This window comes from Comamonas testosteroni TK102, assembly GCF_000739375.1.
GTDB classification, from domain to species: Bacteria; Pseudomonadota; Gammaproteobacteria; order Burkholderiales; family Burkholderiaceae_C; genus Comamonas; species Comamonas brasiliensis.
Genome location: NZ_CP006704.1, coordinates 2,986,555 through 3,006,443, shown reverse-complemented (window position 1 = coordinate 3,006,443; position 19,889 = coordinate 2,986,555). Strand labels below are relative to the sequence as shown.

Annotated in this window: 22 protein-coding genes; 12 read left to right on the top strand and 10 right to left on the bottom strand. The window is 61.1% G+C overall.

Going from position 1 to position 19,889, the window contains the following annotated elements:
* The first annotated feature begins 58 nt into the window (after positions 1–58).
* Complete coding sequence (locus O987_RS13540) at positions 59–280, top strand: hypothetical protein (protein WP_043376455.1); 222 nt, start codon at positions 59–61, stop codon at positions 278–280.
* A gap of 49 nt (positions 281–329) precedes the next feature.
* Here O987_RS13540 and O987_RS13535 read toward each other — a convergent pair whose 3' ends face one another.
* The gene (locus O987_RS13535; RefSeq protein WP_043372842.1) at positions 330–680 is read right to left on the bottom strand and encodes a DUF2958 domain-containing protein; all 351 of its coding nucleotides are present in this window, start codon (positions 678–680) and stop codon (positions 330–332) included.
* A gap of 418 nt (positions 681–1,098) precedes the next feature.
* Between O987_RS13535 and O987_RS13530 the strand changes: the two genes are divergently transcribed.
* A complete protein-coding gene (locus O987_RS13530) occupies positions 1,099–1,947 on the top strand; it encodes a hypothetical protein (protein WP_043372839.1) in 849 nt (282 codons plus the stop codon).
* 4 nt (positions 1,948–1,951) lie between these two features.
* Here the strand turns inward: O987_RS13530 and O987_RS13525 are convergent, their stop codons facing one another.
* The 3 genes from O987_RS13525 to O987_RS29070 all read right to left on the bottom strand — a co-directional run bounded on the left by O987_RS13525 (position 1,952) and on the right by O987_RS29070 (position 3,000).
* On the bottom strand, positions 1,952–2,317 hold the full coding sequence (locus O987_RS13525; protein ID WP_235214380.1) for a helix-turn-helix domain-containing protein: 366 nt from the start codon (positions 2,315–2,317) through the stop codon (positions 1,952–1,954).
* Between the two features lie 168 nt (positions 2,318–2,485).
* Positions 2,486–2,797 carry an HU family DNA-binding protein gene (locus O987_RS13520; RefSeq protein ID WP_043372837.1) on the bottom strand — a complete coding sequence of 104 codons (312 nt, stop codon included), beginning with the start codon at positions 2,795–2,797 and terminating at the stop codon, positions 2,486–2,488.
* Positions 2,794–3,000: a hypothetical protein gene (locus O987_RS29070; RefSeq protein WP_158407673.1), complete on the bottom strand. Its 207-nt coding sequence runs from the start codon at positions 2,998–3,000 to the stop codon at positions 2,794–2,796. Before O987_RS29070 ends, O987_RS13520 begins: the two co-directional genes overlap by 4 nt.
* Before the next feature lie 128 nt (positions 3,001–3,128).
* Here O987_RS29070 and O987_RS29065 point away from each other — a divergent pair, with 128 nt between their 5' ends.
* Positions 3,129–3,473, top strand: a complete 345-nt coding sequence (locus O987_RS29065; RefSeq protein WP_158407672.1) for a helix-turn-helix domain-containing protein — start codon at positions 3,129–3,131, stop codon at positions 3,471–3,473.
* Here O987_RS29065 and O987_RS13510 read toward each other — a convergent pair.
* Entirely contained in the window at positions 3,400–4,626 is a 1,227-nt protein-coding gene (locus tag O987_RS13510; RefSeq protein WP_043372833.1) for a tyrosine-type recombinase/integrase, read from the bottom strand. The genes O987_RS29065 and O987_RS13510 overlap by 74 nt on opposite strands.
* A 386-nt stretch (positions 4,627–5,012) precedes the next feature.
* Between O987_RS13510 and O987_RS13505 the strand changes: the two genes are divergently transcribed.
* Complete coding sequence (locus O987_RS13505; protein ID WP_043372831.1) at positions 5,013–5,540, top strand: nuclear transport factor 2 family protein; 528 nt, start codon at positions 5,013–5,015, stop codon at positions 5,538–5,540.
* A gap of 78 nt (positions 5,541–5,618) precedes the next feature.
* Here O987_RS13505 and O987_RS13500 read toward each other — a convergent pair whose 3' ends face one another.
* Complete coding sequence (locus O987_RS13500) at positions 5,619–6,143, bottom strand: OmpA family protein (RefSeq protein WP_043003138.1); 525 nt, start codon at positions 6,141–6,143, stop codon at positions 5,619–5,621.
* Between the two features lie 301 nt (positions 6,144–6,444).
* Here O987_RS13500 and O987_RS13495 point away from each other — a divergent pair, with 301 nt between their 5' ends.
* A complete protein-coding gene (locus O987_RS13495) occupies positions 6,445–7,074 on the top strand; it encodes a gamma-glutamylcyclotransferase (protein WP_003055242.1) in 630 nt (209 codons plus the stop codon).
* Positions 7,075–7,176: 102 nt separating this feature from the next.
* Complete coding sequence (locus tag O987_RS13490; protein WP_043372829.1) at positions 7,177–7,788, top strand: superoxide dismutase family protein; 612 nt, start codon at positions 7,177–7,179, stop codon at positions 7,786–7,788.
* A 143-nt stretch (positions 7,789–7,931) separates the two neighbouring features.
* Here the strand turns inward: O987_RS13490 and O987_RS13485 are convergent, their stop codons facing one another.
* Positions 7,932–8,546: a nucleotidyltransferase family protein gene (locus O987_RS13485; RefSeq protein WP_043372827.1), complete on the bottom strand. Its 615-nt coding sequence runs from the start codon at positions 8,544–8,546 to the stop codon at positions 7,932–7,934.
* 34 nt (positions 8,547–8,580) lie between these two features.
* Between O987_RS13485 and pdxH the strand changes: the two genes are divergently transcribed.
* Together pdxH and O987_RS13475 are read left to right on the top strand one after the other, a co-directional pair.
* Complete coding sequence (gene pdxH, locus O987_RS13480) at positions 8,581–9,228, top strand: pyridoxamine 5'-phosphate oxidase (RefSeq protein ID WP_043372826.1); 648 nt, start codon at positions 8,581–8,583, stop codon at positions 9,226–9,228.
* A gap of 143 nt (positions 9,229–9,371) precedes the next feature.
* On the top strand, positions 9,372–10,451 hold the full coding sequence (locus tag O987_RS13475) for a tyrosine-type recombinase/integrase (protein ID WP_043372824.1): 1,080 nt from the start codon (positions 9,372–9,374) through the stop codon (positions 10,449–10,451).
* A gap of 62 nt (positions 10,452–10,513) precedes the next feature.
* On the opposite strand, the gene O987_RS13470 is transcribed toward O987_RS13475, so the two are convergent.
* The 3 genes from O987_RS13470 to msrA all read right to left on the bottom strand — a co-directional run bounded on the left by O987_RS13470 (position 10,514) and on the right by msrA (position 13,943).
* Entirely contained in the window at positions 10,514–12,649 is a 2,136-nt protein-coding gene (locus O987_RS13470; protein WP_043372822.1) for a TonB-dependent receptor domain-containing protein, read from the bottom strand.
* A gap of 160 nt (positions 12,650–12,809) precedes the next feature.
* A complete protein-coding gene (locus tag O987_RS13465; RefSeq protein ID WP_043372819.1) occupies positions 12,810–13,235 on the bottom strand; it encodes a hypothetical protein in 426 nt (141 codons plus the stop codon).
* A gap of 171 nt (positions 13,236–13,406) precedes the next feature.
* Complete coding sequence (msrA, locus tag O987_RS13460; RefSeq protein ID WP_019042373.1) at positions 13,407–13,943, bottom strand: peptide-methionine (S)-S-oxide reductase MsrA; 537 nt, start codon at positions 13,941–13,943, stop codon at positions 13,407–13,409.
* A gap of 198 nt (positions 13,944–14,141) precedes the next feature.
* Between msrA and O987_RS13455 the strand changes: the two genes are divergently transcribed.
* The 4 genes from O987_RS13455 (at position 14,142) to O987_RS13440 (ending at position 19,881) form a co-directional block, all read left to right on the top strand.
* Complete coding sequence (locus O987_RS13455; protein ID WP_043372816.1) at positions 14,142–15,428, top strand: efflux RND transporter periplasmic adaptor subunit; 1,287 nt, start codon at positions 14,142–14,144, stop codon at positions 15,426–15,428.
* Entirely contained in the window at positions 15,429–18,683 is a 3,255-nt protein-coding gene (locus O987_RS13450) for an efflux RND transporter permease subunit (RefSeq protein WP_043372814.1), read from the top strand.
* A gap of 22 nt (positions 18,684–18,705) precedes the next feature.
* Positions 18,706–19,416 carry a protein-L-isoaspartate O-methyltransferase family protein gene (locus O987_RS13445; RefSeq protein WP_003055272.1) on the top strand — a complete coding sequence of 237 codons (711 nt, stop codon included), beginning with the start codon at positions 18,706–18,708 and terminating at the stop codon, positions 19,414–19,416.
* A 117-nt stretch (positions 19,417–19,533) separates the two neighbouring features.
* Positions 19,534–19,881 carry a rhodanese-like domain-containing protein gene (locus O987_RS13440; RefSeq protein WP_003055275.1) on the top strand — a complete coding sequence of 116 codons (348 nt, stop codon included), beginning with the start codon at positions 19,534–19,536 and terminating at the stop codon, positions 19,879–19,881.
* Positions 19,882–19,889 lie beyond the last annotated feature (8 nt).

Sequence of the window (19,889 nt, the reverse complement as noted above, 5' to 3'; positions counted from 1 at the left end):
CTTCAATGAAATCCCCGTGGACTGCCACCTGCCCAGCCATCGGCACAATGGCAATTGCATGGACATACAAGCCCTACAAGACAACGAACTGATGGCCCAGGCCCGCGCATGGCGACAGCGGGCACTGCGCGGCGAGAAAGATGCACGCGGCTTCGCTCACGAACTGGAATGCGAAGTGCGCCGCCGCTTTCCCAGGAACGACACGCCCCCGACGCTATCGCCCGTGCGCTTGCTGGGCACGGTGTCGCAGCCAGCCCAGCGCCGCTGGAAACCCTGGTGAACGCCCAGGGCGAATAGAGAAGAAAGGGGCATGGCGCCCCTTGACGGAATCAGACGACGATCCGCCCCGCCAGCCGCGCATCGCGCGCGTAGGCGCTCAGGCGCTTCTCCGCGCGGAAGTGCAGATCGCGTTCGATCGGCAACCCCAGCTGCCCGCGCACGGTCGCCAGCTCCTGCAGGCTGACCCAGCCCAGCTCGGGCATCCCCAGGCCCAGATCGCACAGACCGAAAGCATGGTCATGGTCGTCCGGGTCGATCTCGGTCAACAGCCAGGTCGCGCCGGCATCCGGCGTGAACAGCTTGACCACGGGGGCCGGATCGAAGTCCGAGGTTTCGATGGATTGCTGGCCGTTGGCCAGCAGCAGCGCGCGCTGCTCGTCGGTGATGAATGCGCAGTTCATGGTGAACTCCTGAAGGTTGCCGGGCGGAATTGCCCAGCCCTTCCGGGTCACGGCGCAGCGCAAGCAGTCAAGGGTCGCAGACGGCCGCAGGCCGCCAGCGTGCAAGGCACGCGCCGCCCTTGCACGGCGAGCACGCCGTGGCACGATGAAAGGAACAGCAAGCCGCCCCACCCCACCACCAGCCACCCGGTATTGGCAAGCGCAGCGCGCAGGCCCGGCGCAGAGGGCCGGGCCGGAGGCGTCAGGGATCAAAGCCGGATGGCTGCGATTCGGCACGAAGCGCGGGGCGCAGCCCGCGAGCCCGGCGGCGGAACGCCGGGACGCACAAACGCCTGCAATCGCAGTTCCATCTTGTGCGAAGAGAAGCTGCCCTCAAATATTGGGCTTCACCCTCAAAAGAACCCACGGAGAGACAAGCATGATCGAGCTTGGAGAAGAATTTCTGCGTCCCCTGCACCGGCACTTCATCAATATCACCTACCGCGATCATCGGCTCGATGCGGTGCAAGCCAACGGCGGCACGCCGCCGATGTATCACTTCAGCGCCTTCGTGGTTCAAATCAATGACGACTGGCTCGCCATCACCGCAGGCCACATATTCAGCCACCTGAAGAAAGCGATTGTGCACGGGGCCGTTCTGAAGGACTGGGCCATTGACGACTCGACCGTCAATCCCGATCCGCACCCCAACACGAACATGAAGGTGGTCTACAACATCTCATTCGACCCCGACAAGGAAGTTTTCTACTTTGACGATGATGTGGAAGGAATGGACTATGCCGCGTTCAAGCTGGATTACCTGGCTATCGTGGCGATGCAAAAAGAAGGCATCCGCCCCATTCCCGAGGAGATTTGGAGCAAGAGCGACCTGGAGGACTTCCCCTACTGGCTTCTGGTAGGAACACCGGAAGAACTCATCGAGAACGCCCCCGGACAACCACAAGCAAAGCGGCATGCCACCCTTCACGTGATCCGGCGCAGTGGTCCTGCGCCTGGATTTCCGGAGAAACGATACCCAAGGAACTATGCGGAGGTCGATTTCGATTCAACGGACCACGATAGTCCATTCAATCTGTTGGGTATGAGCGGCGGTCCGGTCTTCGGCATCAGGTCGCCCCTCGAGAAAATCGAGGACTACCGCTTGATTGGTGTCCAAAGCAGTCAACAGTGGGAGCGCGTCAAGCCCACAGGCAACGTGATTGCCTTTTGCGACGCCCAGCCATTCATCAAAACGCTCAAGGAGACCTGGCTGAACAGACAGGCCTGAGCGATCAGCCCTGCAGCTTGGCCTTTGCCTCGCGCTTGCCGATCTTCAGCACGGTCTGGATGCGTTCCAGTTGCGCCGCACGCGGCGTGACCTTGCCGCTCTCCCACCGGCTCACCGACAGCATGGAAGCCTCCAGCAGGGCCGCCATGGCCTGCTGGGAGATTCCCAGTTGCTCCCGCTTGGCAGCCAGCGCCCGGGCATCGAACTTGAAACGGCGCCCGTGACGTGCCGGCGCATCAGTGCCCTCGGGCGCCGCGGCTTTGCCAGCGCCATCCTGGCGGGCCACTGCCTTGAGCACAGCCTTCAACTGCAAGGTCAGCGCCTTGACATCCCGCTTGAGCGCCGCGATCTCGGAGCGCTGGGCGGTCACGGTCTTGCGCAGCCCCCCCCACGTCCGCCTTGATTTCCTTGCGCGCCATGCGCAAGACCTCGGCACGAAATGCTTCAGAAAAGGCGGTCATCGTTCACCCTGTGCGATGCGATAGATGGTACGAGGTGGCGGTTGCCCACAAGGGCAACCGCCGCGCGGGCATACAGCTTACTTACCAGCCTTCTCGGCCTTGCGCTTCGCGGCCTTGGGGTCCACCACAGCCTTGAACTTCGCGCCAGCCACGAACTTGGGCACCGTCGATGCGGGGATCTTCAGCGCAGCGCCCGTGGAAGGGTTCTTGCCGATTCGCGCAGCACGCTTGGCAGATTTGAAGGTGCCGAAGCCGACCAACTGCACGGAATCACCCTTCTTCACGGCGGTCTGCACGGTCTCGATCAGCGTGTCGAGCACGGCATTGGCGGCAGCCTTCGATAGATCGTTCTTTGCAGCCAGGATTTCAACGAGTTGGGCACGATTCATGACGATGATTCAGATTGATAGGTGATCCGCAATTTATACATGATGCCGGCGTCCTTGCATGCAAAGCCGATCAGCGCAATGGCATGGGCATCCGCACAGCAGCGCCATGCGCTCTCTGCCAGTGCATTCCTCAAGCGTGGATGTCCGCTGCGCGCCGAGCATCCTGATTCCTGAAGAAATTGCATCTGTGGCGACAGCCACATGGATACCTCGCCACGCCCACCTACGCCTCGCTATGCCTGTGCGGGTTTCGTCCGCGTTGCTAGCTCCGGAAAATTCCTCCATGCCGTTTCGGCAACTTCTGCCGCAGCAGCCATGTAGGGAGAACTCCATGAGCCACACCAGTCAACGGCTACTGATCAAGCGTTTGACCGACGAAACGATCAACGCCGAACAGTGCGCTGAACTTCTGCACTGCACCGAGCAGCGAATAGAGGAACTGACCCGTAGCGGCGAACTCCCGGGAATGAAATTCGGTCGCGGCTGGATTTACGTGAAGGCCGACCTGCTGGCCTACATTGCCGACCGCGCCCGGAAAGAGGCAGAAGATCGGCGCCAAGATCTCAACGCAAGAAAGTCGATCCCACGCCTGGACACACCGATCAGGCCGCGGCGGCAGACGCCTCCACCGCTTCCGGTACCGACCAAAGCCTTTGTGCAAGGTCCACGCCCCTGAAGCTGGCATAGCGCTGGGCCATCATCGAACCCGGCTTCCATCCCATGATCTTGTTCAACTCTTCCAGACGGAACATATCGCGTCCGTCTGCGTCTTTCAGCTCCAGCCACCGGCAGGTCGCTTCGTGCCTCAGGTCGTGTTCGTGGAGTCCAACAATGTCCATGTACTCGAAAGCGATCCTGAAACGGAATGACAGTCGCTGTCCAGCGCGCGTCAAGCCCTTTTTTCCTTCCTCCACTCCTTCCTCTTCGAGGAACGGGAAGAGCAGCGTGCCGTGTTCAAACGGTGGCCGGCTCGCAAAGTAAGAGAGAAGCGCCCGATGCACTTCGGGGCGCATCGGCACATCCCGAAAGGAAATCTTTCCCCGCCACTGCTTTGTCTCCTTGACATGGATCACCTTGTTCTCCATGTCAATCTGGCCCCTGGTCAACGTGTAGGCCTCTCTGAGCCTCAGTCCAGTGTTCAGGATCAACAAGTACAAGGTCAGCAGCGCGTCGCCGCCCTTGAGTTCCAGACCGCGCGCACGATCCGGCCTCTCATAGCCCGACAACACCGCCACAATCTTCTCGTGCTCCCCTGGCAGCAAGCGCCTATCGCGTGCCTCGCTCACCTTTACCTTGCCACCCTTGGCTTTCACCATCTGGGCATCGACGTCGGAATAGGTCGAGTAGCCCTTGGGCAGCAGCTTCACCGGGTTGCCGATCCTGACGCTCACGTTGTGACGCAGGTACTCGTCAATGGCCCGGCTCAGAGCCTGAATACGGTGCTTGATGGACGTGGGCGACAAGTTCTTTTCCACCTTCAGGAATCGGAGATAGCCGGTCAGCCACTTGTAGTTGGCCTCCGAGAATCGCACCGACCCAACTTCGCGCGTCAGCGTCTTGAGCGTGAGAAGCTGCGTAGGCGCCGCGAAACCGCTGTCCGACCACTCGCCAAGGATGCGTGCCAAGCGCACGCCGTCGCCGGGGGACGTAGGGGTGGTCAGCTCTGCCGGCGGCGGGATGTCCGCATGCTTCATCAGCTTCCACTGCTGGGCGTAGGCAATGGCCTCGACCTCGGTGTCGAAGACGAAGTATTTGCGCCCCTTCGGGAGCGATGGGTGCCGCAGCCCGATTTCCCACTTCCCGGATGGTTTCAGTCGAGGTTTTGCCATGCCACAATCTCCATCATGTCAACAAGATGGATCATCGCATGGTCTGATCGATTTTCAGCCGCCATTTTGTGGCGGCTGTGAACACTTCCGAGCCATCTTTCAAGTGCCACGTCATTATTAAGTTATTGATTTATAAGGATAAAATAAGCTATGAAAATCAAATCAATCGACTATAAGATCGAGTTGATCCAACGCAAGGACGATCTGGGTATCGGCACCGGTCTACGTTGATTTGTCTTCTCCAGATTCCTGGATTCCTGGAACGAGCGGCACCTGGTTGCCGCTTTTTTCATGCCTGAGCGGGCTACCTATCGTCCAAACAGGGGTTTTCAGTCACTGGCCGCTATTCAAGACTCCGTGCTCAAACATATATCCGGAGACAGGCAATGAGTGATGCGATTCTGGCCCAACTTCAGCAGCGTTTGCGGTATCTTGAAGATATCCAGTCGATAACAACGTTGAAGGCTCGATACTTGCGGGCCTGCGATCAAAAGCAGCCGAACGCCATGCGTGAGTGCTTTGTGAAGTATGGCGCAGTCATCGAAGCCGACGGCTTTCCGCCTTTTTCGGATCGCGAAGAATGGGTTGCAACCTTCACCAGGCTGGCGGTTGCCAACCCTTTCATTCAGGATATGCATCACGGTCACAACCCTGAGATCCGCTTTACAGGTGCTGATAGTGCCAAAGGCCTGTGGGATCTGGATTTTTGCCAGATCAATGTCAAGGAACGCACCATCGTCAATCTCTGCGGCCAATACAGCGATGAATACGAACGCATCAACGGGTGCTGGCAGATCCGTTCCATGCGCTTTGCGCGAAGATCGGTTGTCATGCGTCAGGTCGATGCCGGCGGCATTGAACGAGTCCTCGCTCTGGGCCAGCCTCCGGCAGCCGGGTTCATTGAAAGCAGCTGATTGAGCCAGTTGCGAACAGCTAAAAAGCCCGATACAGCGGATGCCGTATCGGGCTCTGGGTCAGAGTGCCGGGCTGAATCAGTCGGCCAGAATCACTTCCACGCGGCGAGCTTCGGCGTTGGAGCCATCGGCCTGGGTCTGCTCTGGCTTCTTCAGCTCGACCTTGTCTTCCGCCACGCCCAATGCCATCAGGGCGGCCTGCACGGCCTGGGCACGTTGCTTGGCCAGCTCGGCATTGATTTCAGCACTGCCGGTTGCATCATGGAAACCGGAGATCACGGCGCGCTTGCCTTCGGCCACGCCCTTGACCACGTCGCTCAGCGCTTCATTGGCACCAGCGGCCACCTCAGCCTTGCCCGAGACAAAGTAGAACTTGACCACGCCGTTTTCCACGATCACGCGGGCGGTTTCTTCAATCACCACCACTGGCACATTGGTTGCGCTGGGTGCGGACACTGCGGCTTCGGTCTTGGGTGCATGGGAAATACCGCGCTTGTAGACGACGGTGCCGACGACGGTGGAGACAACCAGAGCAATCAGGGCAAATAGAAAACCCAGGGCAAAGCGTTGTTGGCTATCGTCGTCAGAGCTGTTGAAGGACATGGATGAAATCTCCGTATTTGCGGGTGATTATGAAAGTACGAAACCTGTATTCATGACGCTTTGGGGCCAGATTCCAAGTGTCCGGCCGACAAAGCGACAAAATCACGCATTCTAGAGGCTTGCCGTGAAACGCCCTAACGGCGGCTCCGGCTGCAATCGCAAAAAAGATTCAAATCTCGGACGTTTCACAGCGGGTAAGCGTTGCTTTTACGCCTTCACGCATGTACCGGTGCACCGACGGCGCGCCAGCGCGTTATACATCAAAGTCAATTCAGTCCTGAATCCGGTTTGAGGAGTTTCCATGTCCGCCCTGCCCTTGTTGAACCATTCCATGCGTGATGCTGACCAGATGCTGGAGCGGGCTCTGGCGCAGTGGGGAGGTGACGAGGATTTGTGGATTTTTGGCTATGGCTCCCTGATCTGGCGTCCCGAGTTCGACTTCAGCGAACGTCGCTCGGCCCATGTCCATGGTTGGCACCGTGCTCTCAAAATGTGGAGCACCATCAATCGTGGCACGCCCCAGGTGCCAGGCCTGGTGTTCGGCATGCTCTCTGGCGGCAGCTGCCAGGGGATGGCCTTCCGTATTCCGCGCAACCAAGGCGACACCGTGATGCGCAAGCTCTGGTTGCGCGAGATGCCCAATGCCGTCTATGACCCGCGCTGGCTGCCTTGCCGCACGCCCCATGGTGCCGTGAAGGCCCTGGCATTCACGCTCTCGCGCCAAAGCCCGCACCACACCGGCGAGCTGGCGCCGGATGAATACCGGCGCATCTTCTCTCAGGCCCAGGGCATATATGGCACAACACTGGACTATGCCCAGGCCACTTTTGAGGAGCTGCAACGACTGGGTATCGACGACAAGGCACTCAAGCGCCTGTTGGCCTACGCAGATTTCCAACAAGTCGGTTGCCCGTCTTTTGCTGCTATTTGAAGCATAGCTAACAGCGCTTTGCTGTATTGGTCTACAGGGCAAAAACACTTGAAATTCTGACGATCCGGGGCACAATGCCCTTTTGAATTCGGAAAGATTGCCATGTCCCCCAACCGCGTTGCCTCCCTCTTTTCGCACCCTGCCTGGGCAGGTCTGACGATTGTTGCAAGCCTGGCCATGACAGCCTGCTCAACGAGCAGCAACACGGCAGCGCCCTCTTCTTCTGAAGCAGCTCCAGCGGCAAGTCCCGGGAAAGGCGTGCAGTCGATTGCACGCCTGGAAGCCACCAAGGGCAGCCAGGTAACGGGCACGGTGCAGTTCTTCCCGCAGCCTGACGGCAGCGTGCGAGTAAGAGGCCGTGTGGAAGGGCTGGCGCCGAATACCGAGCACGGCTTTCACGTCCATGAAAAAGGCGACTGCTCGAGCGGAGACGGCTTGAGCGCCGGTGGCCACTTCAACCCGGGACAGCAGGCGCATGGCAAATTCGGCGACAGCAAGGCCCATCACACCGGCGATTTGCCTAGCCTGGATGCTGATACCCAAGGTGTGGCAGTTGTCGATTTTGTGAGCAAGGAACTCAAGCTGGACAGAGGCAGCAACGGGATTCTGGGTCGATCGCTAATCGTGCACAACGATCCGGATGACTACACGACCCAGCCGACTGGTAATTCCGGCGCGCGCCTGGCTTGTGCCGTGATCGAACGCGGAGTCTAAGCCTGTCATTGCCTGGAAAATGAGTGGCGAGCGTGCATTGGAAGGACAAGGCCAGGCAGCCAGAACCGGGCCTTGACTGATAGACGAGCTCGGTAAATTTAAAGGCTACCGAATCAGACCTTCCCTCAGGGGCTTTTCGACAATCAGGAATTGCGCTGCTGCCAGATCCTGCGCGCCTCTTCCAAGGCCTGCACGGTGTCCACATCAAGCACGCAGCCTATGTCATCGCAGTCCCAGCGCTGCAGACGCTGATTCTCCGCCGCGTTGCGCACGATGGAGGCTGCGCCCAGATCGCCACTCAGCTCAACAAGTTCCTGCGCGGCGGCACGACTGAAAGCCACAGGATGGCCCTTCTGGCCCTGATAAAAAGGTTGGATCACACGCCGCTCACGACTCTCCAGCTGTGCCAGCTGCAAAGCCAGTTGTTGCAGCGTGCTGGCTTGAATCAAGGGCAGATCTGCAGGCAGGATCAGCCAGCCATTGGCGCCGGCTGTGGCCTTGACGGCTGCTGCAATGCTGTCGCCCATGCCAGGATGCGGCCCGCGTTCCAGATGCCAGGGCAGACCGGAGGCCTGCACTGCAGCCAGAGTGTTTTGCAGAACGGTTTGCAGGCCCAGCATGGCTTGAAGCTTGTGGCTGGTGCCGCCTGATGCGAGAAATCGATCGCCTCTGCCCGCAGCGAGAACCAGCACACAAGGCTGACCTGGATCGATTGAGGGAGCGCGCAGCACTTCTTGATTCATATTGCCGCCGAGCATAACGCCAGCTTTGACAGCGGGGCACAATACGCGCATGAGCAGCCTATCTTCATCCATTGCCGATCTGCGCAAAAGCTATGAACGCGCAGAGTTGAGCGAATCCGCTTCCGACCCCAATCCCCTGCAGCAGTTCGATCAATGGCTGCAGGAGGCTGTCAATGCCCAGGTACCCGAGCCCAACGCCATGACCGTGGCAACCGTGAGCGAAGACCTGCGGCCCAGCACGCGCATCGTGCTGATCAAAGGCTATGACGAACGCGGCATTGTCTGGTACACCAATTACGACAGCCGCAAGGGCCGGCAACTGGCAGGCAATCCATTCGCGGCCCTGCAATTTCACTGGGTGGAGCTCGAGCGCGTGGTGCGCATCGAAGGCCGCGTGGAAAAAGTCAGCGCCGAGGAAAGCGATGCCTACTTTGCCAGCCGCCCGCTTGACTCCAGGATTGGCGCCTGGGCCAGTCCGCAAAGCCAGGTCATCAGCGGCCGCAGCGTGCTTGTAGCCAATGCCGCCAAATACAGCGCGCAGTTTTTGCTCAATCCTCCCCGGCCTGCTCATTGGGGCGGTTTCCGTCTGGTGCCCGAGCGCTGGGAATTCTGGCAGGGGCGCAAGAGCCGGCTTCATGACCGCCTGAGCTACCAACAGGAAGGTCAGCAGTGGGTTCGCGAACGGCTGGCGCCCTAAGGTTTGATGGGTCTGTCATGAAAATGGGATGGCGCCTGGACTGAAAGCGCCCTCTTCTCTGATTACATGGAGGCTGTCACTAATTGAATGAATGTTTTTTGATGGTGATAAATTAATCATGTAAGTTACATTAAAATCATTCTATGCAAGAAGAAAGCACTCAGGATCAGCAGTCTCCAGATCCATCCGCCTTGCCAACCGGTAGCCAGCTGTTTCGCGACTGGCTCGAGCATGAGGGCAGCAAGAGCTGGGATGCGCTGGACACCTCTCCAGACGGCAACTACGAAAAGGTCTGGCAGGCCTGGTTGATGCATCTGTCCGGACACGCTGCTATCGGCGATAAAAAGCGCCCTACCAGCAGACCGCGATCTTCAAAGTCCTGGCATCAGGCAAGCGAGCTGGATGTGCAGAGCTTCCTGCAGATACGCGACGGACAACGCGCCCACCACCACCCCGAGCGCAAGATCAGTCCGGTCACCCGCCGCCGCTACTGGCGGCTGCTGGAGCGTATCTATGAGCATGCGATGGAACATGGCTGGATCGGCGCCAACCCTGCAACGGGTATCGAGCCGGCCGAACGCCCTCCATCCGAGGACGGCAAGGGCCATTGTCTGCCTCCCCTGCTCTGGCAATCGCTGCCAAGACATTTTCCCAGCGCAGACGATTATCAGGACGCACGCGACCGTGCCATAGTGCTGCTGCTCTACGAGATGGCTCTGGCCCCCGAGGAGGTGCGCTGCCTGCTATGGAAGAACCTGCTTTCAAGTGCCGATCAGGTCTGGGTGGGCAGCTCGGAAAGCATTGCGAACGGAGAATCGCCTCTGCCCCGCTACCTGCAGATAGAAGGTGGCAGAAATGCTCAGCAACGGCTGCTTGAGCTGCCCGACTCCGTGGCCCAGGCGCTGCAAAGCTGGAGGAGATTCAGCGCCGCACAGCGCGGGCCGTCCGTGATTGACGGCAGCCATATCGTCTTCTACTCGCGCCGTGGCGGCGAGTTGTCGGTACGCATGCTGTTCCATGTGGCCTCGCAGATCATCCAGCGCGCCCATCAGGCCCAGCCCGAGGACAGCCAGAAATTTCCGCTGCAGCGCGTGGGGCCGCAGGTACTGCGCAACACAGCCATCGTGCAATGGCTGCGCGCCGGCGTGCCCGAATCGGAAGTGATTGCCAGGATCGGTGTGGACAGCACTCGTTCCCTGCGCCATCTGCAGCACTATCTATAGCTGTAGCTGTAGCATCCGGCCCGGACCCAGGCCGGATGCGGCTTGGCTCACCAAGAGCCGGATCAGAAGTCCATTCTCAGACCGACCACCAGATTGCGACCTGTCAACGGGGCAGCACTCTTGATGAACGAGGTTGCCGCATAGGCCAGACGGTTGGTCAGGTTCTGGCCCTTGACATAGAACTGCCACTGGTTGCCGCCGCTCTTCCAGAGGTAGCTGGCGCCCAGGTTCAGCATGCCGTAGCCCGGCGTCTGGGTTTCATACTGGGCCGTACGGTTCTGGCGCAGCACCTGGGTCCATTCAGCCATGGTGTCCCAGCCGGCCAGACGCGCATTCACACGCAGGCCCGCGCGCAAGGCCGGGATGCGTGGCAGCGCCGAGCCGTCTTCCAGACGCGCACGCACGCCATCGCCAAACACGCTCAGGCTCAACTCGCGACTCAGGCGCTGGCTCAGCTGGGCCTCCCAACCCGTAAAGCGCGCATTGCCCTGGGTGTATTGCAGCAGTTGCAGCCCTTCGTGGGCATCCAGCGTGGCGCCGTAGATATAGCCATTGATGCGGTAGTGATACGCATTGAGCTTCCAGGTCGTATCACCGGTCGTCTTGGCCAGGCCCAGGTCCAGTGCCTGCGAGCGCTCGCGCGACAGATTGGGATTGCCGATCTCGTAGGTTGCCGTGGCCATGTGCAGACCGTTGGCAAACAGCTCTTCCGCCGTGGGCATGCGGCTGCCGCTGGTGAACGAAGCCGATGCGCTGTAGCCGGGCTGGAACTTCCAGACCGTGCCCAGCGATGCCGAAGTGGCGCTGTGGCTGCGCCGCTCGTTGCTCAGCTCGGCCTCCACACGTTGGCGGTCGTGGCGCAAGGCTCCCTGAAAGCTCCAATCCTGCCAACGGTATTCCTCCAGCAGATAGAGGCTGTGACGCTGGGTATCCGTGGGCTGCACATAGGCCTCCTCGCCGGTAGCGCTGAAGCGGCGCTTGAGGGTTTGCAGACCCAGCGTGCCACGCCAGCCGGAGATGGGCTCATGCTCCATCTCCAGGCGCAGGTCATGGGCCTTGTTTCTGAACTGGGTGGCAACGCTGCCGTCCTCGATCTCGTCATGGCGGTAATTGGTCAGGCCGCCACGCAAACGCAGTGCGGCGATGCCAGCTGCGGGCTTGCGCCATTCGCCGCGCAGATCCCAGCGCTCGCTGGTCAGATCGACCACGGGCACGCTGCCACTTTCCTCATGACCATGATCATGGTCGTGCCCGTCATGGGAGCCGCAATGCAGATGATCGCCATGTGCGTGGCAGCCTTCGAAGCTGTGCTGATGCCCGGGCAAGCCGTACTTGGCCTGCTGACGCGTATAGGCCAGGCCCAGGTAGCCTTGATTGCCTACCCAGGACAGGCCCACGCTGCCCGTGTTGCCACGGCTGAAGCTGCCCGGAACCTTGCTCTGGCCCCAGCCGCTGCCCACGCGATAGTCTCCCGCGTTGCGCGCCACGCCTTCCGCATGCAGCACCAGCTGCCCGTTATCGTTCTTCAGCGGTGTGGCCGTGGTCAGGGAGAACGCACCTGCTGACATGCCTGCAGCCGTGCCGGCCTGCACCTCGGCCGAACCTTCCAGGCCCTTCTCGGGCGCCTGGGTCGGAATCTTGCCATCCAGCACATTCACCACGCCACCCATGGCGCCAGGACTGTAAAGCAAGGCCGAAGGGCCGCGTAGCACTTCGATCTGCCTGGCCAGCAAAGGCTCGGTGGTCACCGCATGGTCAGGGCTGACGGTCGATGCATCGAGCAACTCCGAACCATCGCTGAGCACAGAGACCCGCGCGCCATCCATGCCGCGAATCACGGGCCGGCTGGCTCCTGCGCCGAAATGGCTGGCATTGATGCCGGGCTCGGCCGCCAGGGTCTCGCCCAGGGTTGCAGCGCGGCGCAGACGCAGTTCCTCTTCGCCGAGCACCTGGACGGGCGTGGCCATATCGCCGGCGGCCATGCCGGTCGCCGACACGGTCACCTCTGCCAGGCTGGACTCCTGCTTGGCCGCCTCGGACTGCGCAAAGACCAGGGGTGAGCAGGCCAGCAGGCCCAGGCCCGTACCCAGGGCCAGTCCGCGCCCTGCCGGCTGCAGCGCCTCTATGGCGCGGGCCAGAGCCGACTTGGGGGAGCGGCGCAAGGAATGGGCGGAAGAATTCGAAAAACGTTGATACATCTCAGTTCCACAAACAACCGTGCGTAAGCAGACCATCAAAGATGGTACGCACGAAAATTCAATAAAAATAGACTGAATCGCTTATGAATAAAGCGCTTACAGCTATCAATTCTGAAGTTTCTGGTGTAGGAGGCAAACCATGCCGCAGCATGGCTCCTACCTAGGCCAGGAAGCTGAGAGACAGAGGGGGCGCGCGGGCAGCCAATGGCGCTGCAATAAAGACGGCTCTGGGCGCGGGAGCAAAAGGCCGGGGAATGAAACTGTCAGGTGGCGGCGCACTGAAAGCGAGCACGGCCACAGGCCCGGCATAGCCATGATTGGCCTGGTCGAGCAGTTGGCATTCTGCCGGTCCGTGACCGGCAAACAGCGCATGCACCCAGGAAAGGTCCGAGGCGCAGTTGCCGCGGTCGGCCGGACAATCTCCCATCGCTTCGGCCGAGGCTGCCGATAGCGCGGGGGCCGCATGGCTGTGCACCGCATGGACCTTGCCACCGGGCGCGCTGCCCAGGTGAACGGCACGGTGCATCTGGCCCAGTGTCGGCCCCAGCACCATGGCCAGGGCCAGCAGGCCCATCAGCCAGCGCATCACCCAGATTTCGCGCAGACACAGGCGACCGTCAGCAGGGGCTGAGCGGCGGGGTCGGGGCAGATGGGAGTGGAGTGACACGTTAGGGGCTCAATCGATCTCGGACGGTGCGAAAGCGGCCAAGGGTTGCAAAGTGTATCTGCACTCCGGGCCATGCGCTGAAAGCCAGGTTTAATCCTTGAGCCAGCGTGAGAACGCTTTCTGGAATTTCTGCACCTTGGGGCCGACCACGAAAGCGCAGTACCCCTGGCCAGGGTGCTGCAGAAAATAGTCCTGGTGGTAGTCTTCGGCGGGCCAATAGTTGGTCAGGGGCTCGATCTGGGTGACTATCGGCGCATCAAATGCTTTTTCGTTCTGCATTTCCTGCAGCAATGCCTGCGCCTCGGCCGTTTGCTGCGCATCGGTGGTGAAGATTGCGCTGCGGTACTGCGTGCCCACGTCGTTGCCCTGGCGGTTCAGAGTGGTCGGATCATGAGTGCCGAAGAAGATCAGCAGCACATCGCGCAAGCTGATGAGCGCGGGGTCGAAGTCGAGCTTCACCACCTCGGCATGGCCGGTCTGTCCGGTGCAGATATCGTCGTAGCTGGGATGATCCAGGTGACCATTGGCATAGCCGCTCTCCACATCGACTATTCCGCGCACACGGTCGAAGACGGCTTCGGTGCACCAGAAGCAACCTCCGCCCAGATAAATGGTTTCCGCTGCCATCACCGGCTCCTTGTTTTTTAAGACGCGTCAAGCGTAGCTCAAATCAACTACCCATTTTCACCAATGACAGCGATTGCGGCCCCGCTATGCTGCGGAGCGCCCACTACACTGCTTGCTGCTTTGCAATACAAGCCATGTCTGGCGCACCTACCATGTGGCGCATAGAACAGAAAAACCTGCCTCAGAGGGATACAAACCATGAAGCGTTCCGGCCGCTGGGCCTTGAGTCTGGCCCTCATCGGCTTGCTGGTCGTCATAGGCTGGCGCGCAGTCGTCAATCTGCAGCATAAAAAACAGGCCACGAACCATGCTGCGGTTCCGCAGGAGCTGCCTATACAGCTGACTGCCCAGGAGGTTCTGACGGTCCAGCCCCTTCAGCTTGCTTTGAGCGTTCCGCTCAACGGTGTGGTTCAGGCGGTGAACTCGGCCGTGGTCAAGGCCTATGTCGCGGGCGAGCTGCGCGGCCTGACAGTGCGCGAAGGCGATAGCGTCCGCAAGGGCGAGCAGCTGGCGCGCGTCGACGCCACGGAGGCCGAGGCACGCTGGCGCCAGGCCCAGCAGCAGGCCGACGCTTCCAGAGCCCAGCTGGCAATTGCCCAGCGCAACCAGGACAACAATGCGACCCTGGTGCAAAAAGGCTTTATCTCCACCACGGCGCTGCTGACCTCTCAGGCCAACCTAGATTCGGCCCGCGCCAATCTGGCCGCCGCCCAGGCTGCCGCCGACGCGGCCCGCAAGTCCGTCACCGACGCCGTCATCACCAGCCCCATGAGCGGACAAATCGCCCAACGCTTTGTCCAGAACGGCGAGCGTGTCGGTGTGGAAGCGCGCATCGTCGAAGTCGTCGATCCGGCCAAGCTGGAAATCATGGCCCAGTTGGCCCCTGCCGATTCGGTGCAGGTCCAGGTCGGCCAGATGGCCGAGCTGCAAGTGCCCGGTGCTCCCCAGGACATGAAGGCCATCAGCGCCAAGGTGGTGCGCATCAATCCCAGCGCCCAGACCGGCTCGCGCACGGTGGCGGCCTATCTGGCGGTACAAGAGGACGAGGCTACCAAAAATAATAGCAGTCAGCGTTCACCCCAGTTGCGTCCCGGCCTGTTTCTGCAGGGAAGCATACTGACCGGCAAGGACAGCCAGCTAGCCGTGCCTCTGGCCGCCGTGCGCACCGACAAGCCCCTGCCCTATGTACAGGTGCTGCAAGCCGGCAAGCTGGCCGTGACTGCAGTCGCACCGGAGCCGGCCCAGCAGATGGCCGGCCGCACAGAGCTTCGCGTGGTCCACAAGACCGTGGAACTGGGGCGCCAGTCCGCCCATGAAGGTGCTACCTGGGTGCAGATCCTCAAGGGCCTGGATGCGGGCGACCGGATACTGGCCGGCAGCACCGGCGGTCTGCGTGAAGGCACGCTGGTCGAAGCGACGAGCCCAGCTGCGGTTGCTGTCCCCGGCGCCAAGGGGGCGGATGCAGATCGTCCCGGGAGCCCATAAATGTGGTTCACGCGCATCAGCCTGAAAAACCCGGTGCTGGCCACCATGCTCATGCTGGCCTTTGTGGTGCTGGGCGTTTTTTCCTACCAGCGGCTCAAGGTCGACCAGTTTCCGAACATCGAATTCCCCGTGGTGGTAGTCACGGTCGAGTATCCAGGAGCCTCGCCCGAGATCGTGGAGAGCGAGGTCACCAAAAAGATCGAAGAAGCCGTCAACTCGGTCGCGGGCATCAATGCCCTGACCTCGCGCAGCTACGAAGGCACCAGCGTCGTCATCATCGAATTCCAGCTGCATATAGACGGTCGCCGCGCTGCCGACGATGTGCGCGAGAAGGTCGCCTCGGTACGCCCCACTCTGCGTGATGAGGTCAAGGAACCGCGTGTCATCCGTTTCGACCCGGCCAGCACGGCAGTGTGGTCGCTGGCCGTGCTGCCAGACCCCCATGCCCTGCACGGCGAGACCGCCCCCGATGGCCAGAGCGTAACGCCGCCCGATGCGATTGCGCTGACCAGCTGGGCTGACCAGGTGCTGAAAAAGCGGCTGGAGAACGTGCGCGGCGTGGGCGCCGTGAACTTGGTGGGAGCCACCAAACGCGAGATCAATGTCTATCTGGACCCACGGGCGCTCGAGGCCTACGCCATCACCCCCGAGCAGGTTGCCCAGGCGGTACGTGCCGAGAACCAGGATCTGCCTGTGGGGGCGATCCGCTCCAAGGCTCAGGAACGCGTGGTGCAGATCGATGCCCGCATCCAGCGCCCCGAGGAATTCGCCCGCATCATCGTGGCCTACCGCAACGGCGCTCCGATCCGCGTCGGCCAGTTAGCCCGCGTGCAAGACGATGCGCAGGAGCTGCAGACCCTGGCACTCTACAACGGCAGCCGTACCCTGCTGATGTCCGTGCAAAAGGCCCAGGACGAGAACACCATCGAGGTGGTCGACGGCCTGAATGCAGCGATCAAGGCCATCGCCCCCGAGCTGCCGCCGGGCGTGCGCCTGCAGGCGATTGCCGACAACTCGCGCGCCATCCGCGTGGGCGTGGACAACGTGCGCCAGACGCTGATCGAGGGTGCCTTGCTCACGGTGCTCATCGTGTTCCTGTTCCTGAACTCCTGGCGTTCCACGGTGATCACGGGGCTGACACTGCCCATCGCGCTGATCGGCACCTTCCTCTTCATGTACTGGTTCGGCTTTTCCATCAATATGGTCACGCTGATGGCGCTCTCGCTGTGCGTGGGCCTGCTGATCGACGATGCCATCGTGGTGCGAGAGAACATCGTGCGCCATGTGCAGATGGGCAAGAACGCCTATCAGGCCGCCATGGAAGGCACGCAGGAGATCGGGCTGGCCGTGCTCGCCACCACGCTTTCTATCGTCGCCGTATTTCTGCCCATAGGCTTTATGGGCGGCATCATCGGGCAGTTCTTCCATGAGTTCGGCATCACCATCGTGGCGGCCGTGCTGATCTCCATGTTCGTCAGCTTCACGCTGGACCCCATGCTTTCCAGTGTCTGGCATGACCCGGCGATCCACGCCCACGGCGAACATGGCAGCAAAAGCCTGTACGACCGCACGCTGGGGCGCGTGACGGCCTGGGTGGAGCGCATGAGCGATCGGCTCTCGAACTTCTACCAGGGCATACTGCGCTGGTCGCTGGCCCACAAGCTGCTCACCCTGGCGCTGGCATTCATTATTTTCATAGCAAGTATCGCTCTTGTACCCTTGCTTGGCACCGAGTTTGTGCCCAAGGCGGATTTTTCGGAAACTTCGATCAGCTTCAACACCCCCGAAGGCTCCTCGATCGAGGCCACCGAAGCCAAGGCCAGGCAGGTGACGGACATATTGCGCGCCTTGCCCGAGGTGCGCTACACACTGACCACCATCAACACCGGCAATGCCAACGGCAAGAACTACGCCAATATCTATGTGCGACTGGTTGACCGTCATCAGCGCCGCCGCAATGTGGACGAGATCTCGGCCTATCTGCGCCCCAGGTTGCAGGCGATTGCAGGCATCAAGCTCACCCATGTGGGCCTGCGCGAGGCCGTGGGCGGGCAAAAGCAGGTCGAGTTCTCGCTCATGGGCCCAGATCTTGACGAACTGGCCCGCCTGAGCCAGATCGTGCAGGAGCGCATCAACGATATTCCGGGGCTGGTTGATCTGGACTCCAGCCTCAAGCCCAACAAGCCCATGGTCAATATCGAGGTCCATCGCGATGCCGCGGCCGATCTGGGCCTGTCGATAGGCAATATGGCCGGCGCGCTGCGCACCTGGGTGGCCGGCCAGACCGTGGGCAACTGGCGGGCCAGCGATGACCAGACCTATGACGTGAATGTGCGGCTCGAGCCCGAGGCGCGCACCACGCCACAGGACCTGGAGCGCCTGCCGTTTGCACTGGCGACCGGAGATGGCAGCATGCGCATCGTGCGCCTCAACCAGGTTGCCAGCGTGGTGGACAGCACTGGCCCCAGCCAGATCAACCGCCGCAATCTCAACCGCGAGGTCGCCATCAACGCCAATGTCTATCTGCGCAGCACGGGCGAGGTCACGGCCGATATCAAGCAGGCGCTGGCCACCATTCCCATGCCGCCCGGCTACAGCTACCAGTTCAGCGGCGCGGCCAAGAACATGGCCGAATCCTTTGGCTACGCGATTTCCGCGCTGATGCTGGCCATCATCTTCATCTACATGATTCTGGCCAGCCAGTTCAAGAGCTTTCTCCAGCCCCTGGCACTCATGACCTCGCTGCCCCTGACACTTATAGGCGTGGTGCTGGCCCTGATGATGTTTGGCTCGGCCCTGTCCATGTTCTCCATCATCGGCGTGGTCATGCTCATGGGCCTGGTGACCAAGAACGCCATTTTGCTGGTGGACTTTGCCATCCGAGCCCGCGAACCCCGAACCAACGAGGCCAGCGGCCAGACCGAGCCAGGCCTGCCGCGCAATGAAGCCCTGCTGCTGGCGGCCCGCGTGCGCCTGCGCCCGATCCTGATGACCACGCTGGCCATGATCTTCGGCATGGTGCCGCTGGCCTTTGCGGTCACCGAAGGCTCCGAGCAACGCGCGCCCATGGGTCAGGCCGTGATCGGCGGCGTCATCACTTCCTCGCTGCTGACCCTGGTCGTGGTGCCTGTGGTGTACTGCTATCTCGATGATTTTGCCAACTGGATGCGCCGTAAATGGTCTGGCGCCCCCTCAAAAAGCGCTGAGCCGCCGCACGAAGCCTCCGAGGCTCGTAGAATCGATGGTTTGTCCTGATAAGTCTTTCCCCGGAGATACCATGGCCCTGCCAATGAATGCCCAAGTGGACCCGCGCGATGTGCACGCGCAGGCTCGTTTCAACATGATCGAACAGCAAATCCGCCCCTGGAATGTGCTGGACGAATCCGTGCTGGAGCTGATGGGCAAGGTCCACCGTGAAGACTATGTGTCGCCCGAGTACGCGAACATGGCCTATATGGACATTGAAGTCCCCCTGAAGGGCACTGCCGAAGAAGCTGCCGCCAAAGGCTGGCACATGCTGGCACCCAAGATCGAAGCGCGCATGCTGCAAGACGTGAAGATCAAGCCCACCGACCGCGTTCTCGAGATCGGCACCGGATCCGGCTACATGGCAGCCCTGCTGGCCGCCCAGGCCAAGGAAGTCGTGACGCTGGAGATCGATCCCGAGCTGGCCGAAATGGCCCGTGAGAATCTGCTCAGCGCCGGCGTCAAGAATGTCGAAGTCAAGCTGGCCAACGGTGCCACAGCTTCCCTGGCGCAGGGCGCGTTTGACGTGATCGTGCTCAGCGGCTCGGTGGCACAGGTTCCCGATGCCCTTTACGCCCAGCTCAACGAAGGTGGCCGCATTGCCGCCATCGTCGGTCACATGCCCGTGATGCGCTTCACGCTGGTGACCAAGAACGGCAGCAATTTCGAAGTCCAGCAACCCTGGGATACCGCTGCCACGCGCCTCGTGGGTTTTGAAGAGCCTTCGCGCTTCTCGTTCTAAACGCTTGTTGCGTTCGCCCTGCTTCCTGCACCCTGACCCATCGGTGCATCCGGCAGGGCCTGTCTTTCAGTGTCAGGGCCGGCCCGCAGATTCGACGGCCGGCCACCAGGAGTTTTTATGTTGACCCAGGTCTTGCCCGCCCAATTCCAGCAATGGCTGGCCTCTCATGCCGCGAATGGCATCAAGCCTGTGGTGCTGGATGTGCGCGAGCCCTGGGAAGTCACCCTGGCCAGCATCCAGCCCGGTGAAGGCTTCGAGCTGCGCTGCATTCCCATGCACGATATCCCCGGCCGTCTGCAGGAGCTGAACCCCGACCACCCTGTCGCCTGCCTGTGCCACCATGGCGCGCGCAGCATGAGCGTGGCCGCTTTTTTGGTCAACAACGGCTTTGAGGACGTCAGCAACATCACCGGCGGCATTGATGCCTGGTCGCTCAGCGCAGACCCCAGCGTCCCCCGTTACTGAGACCGTCC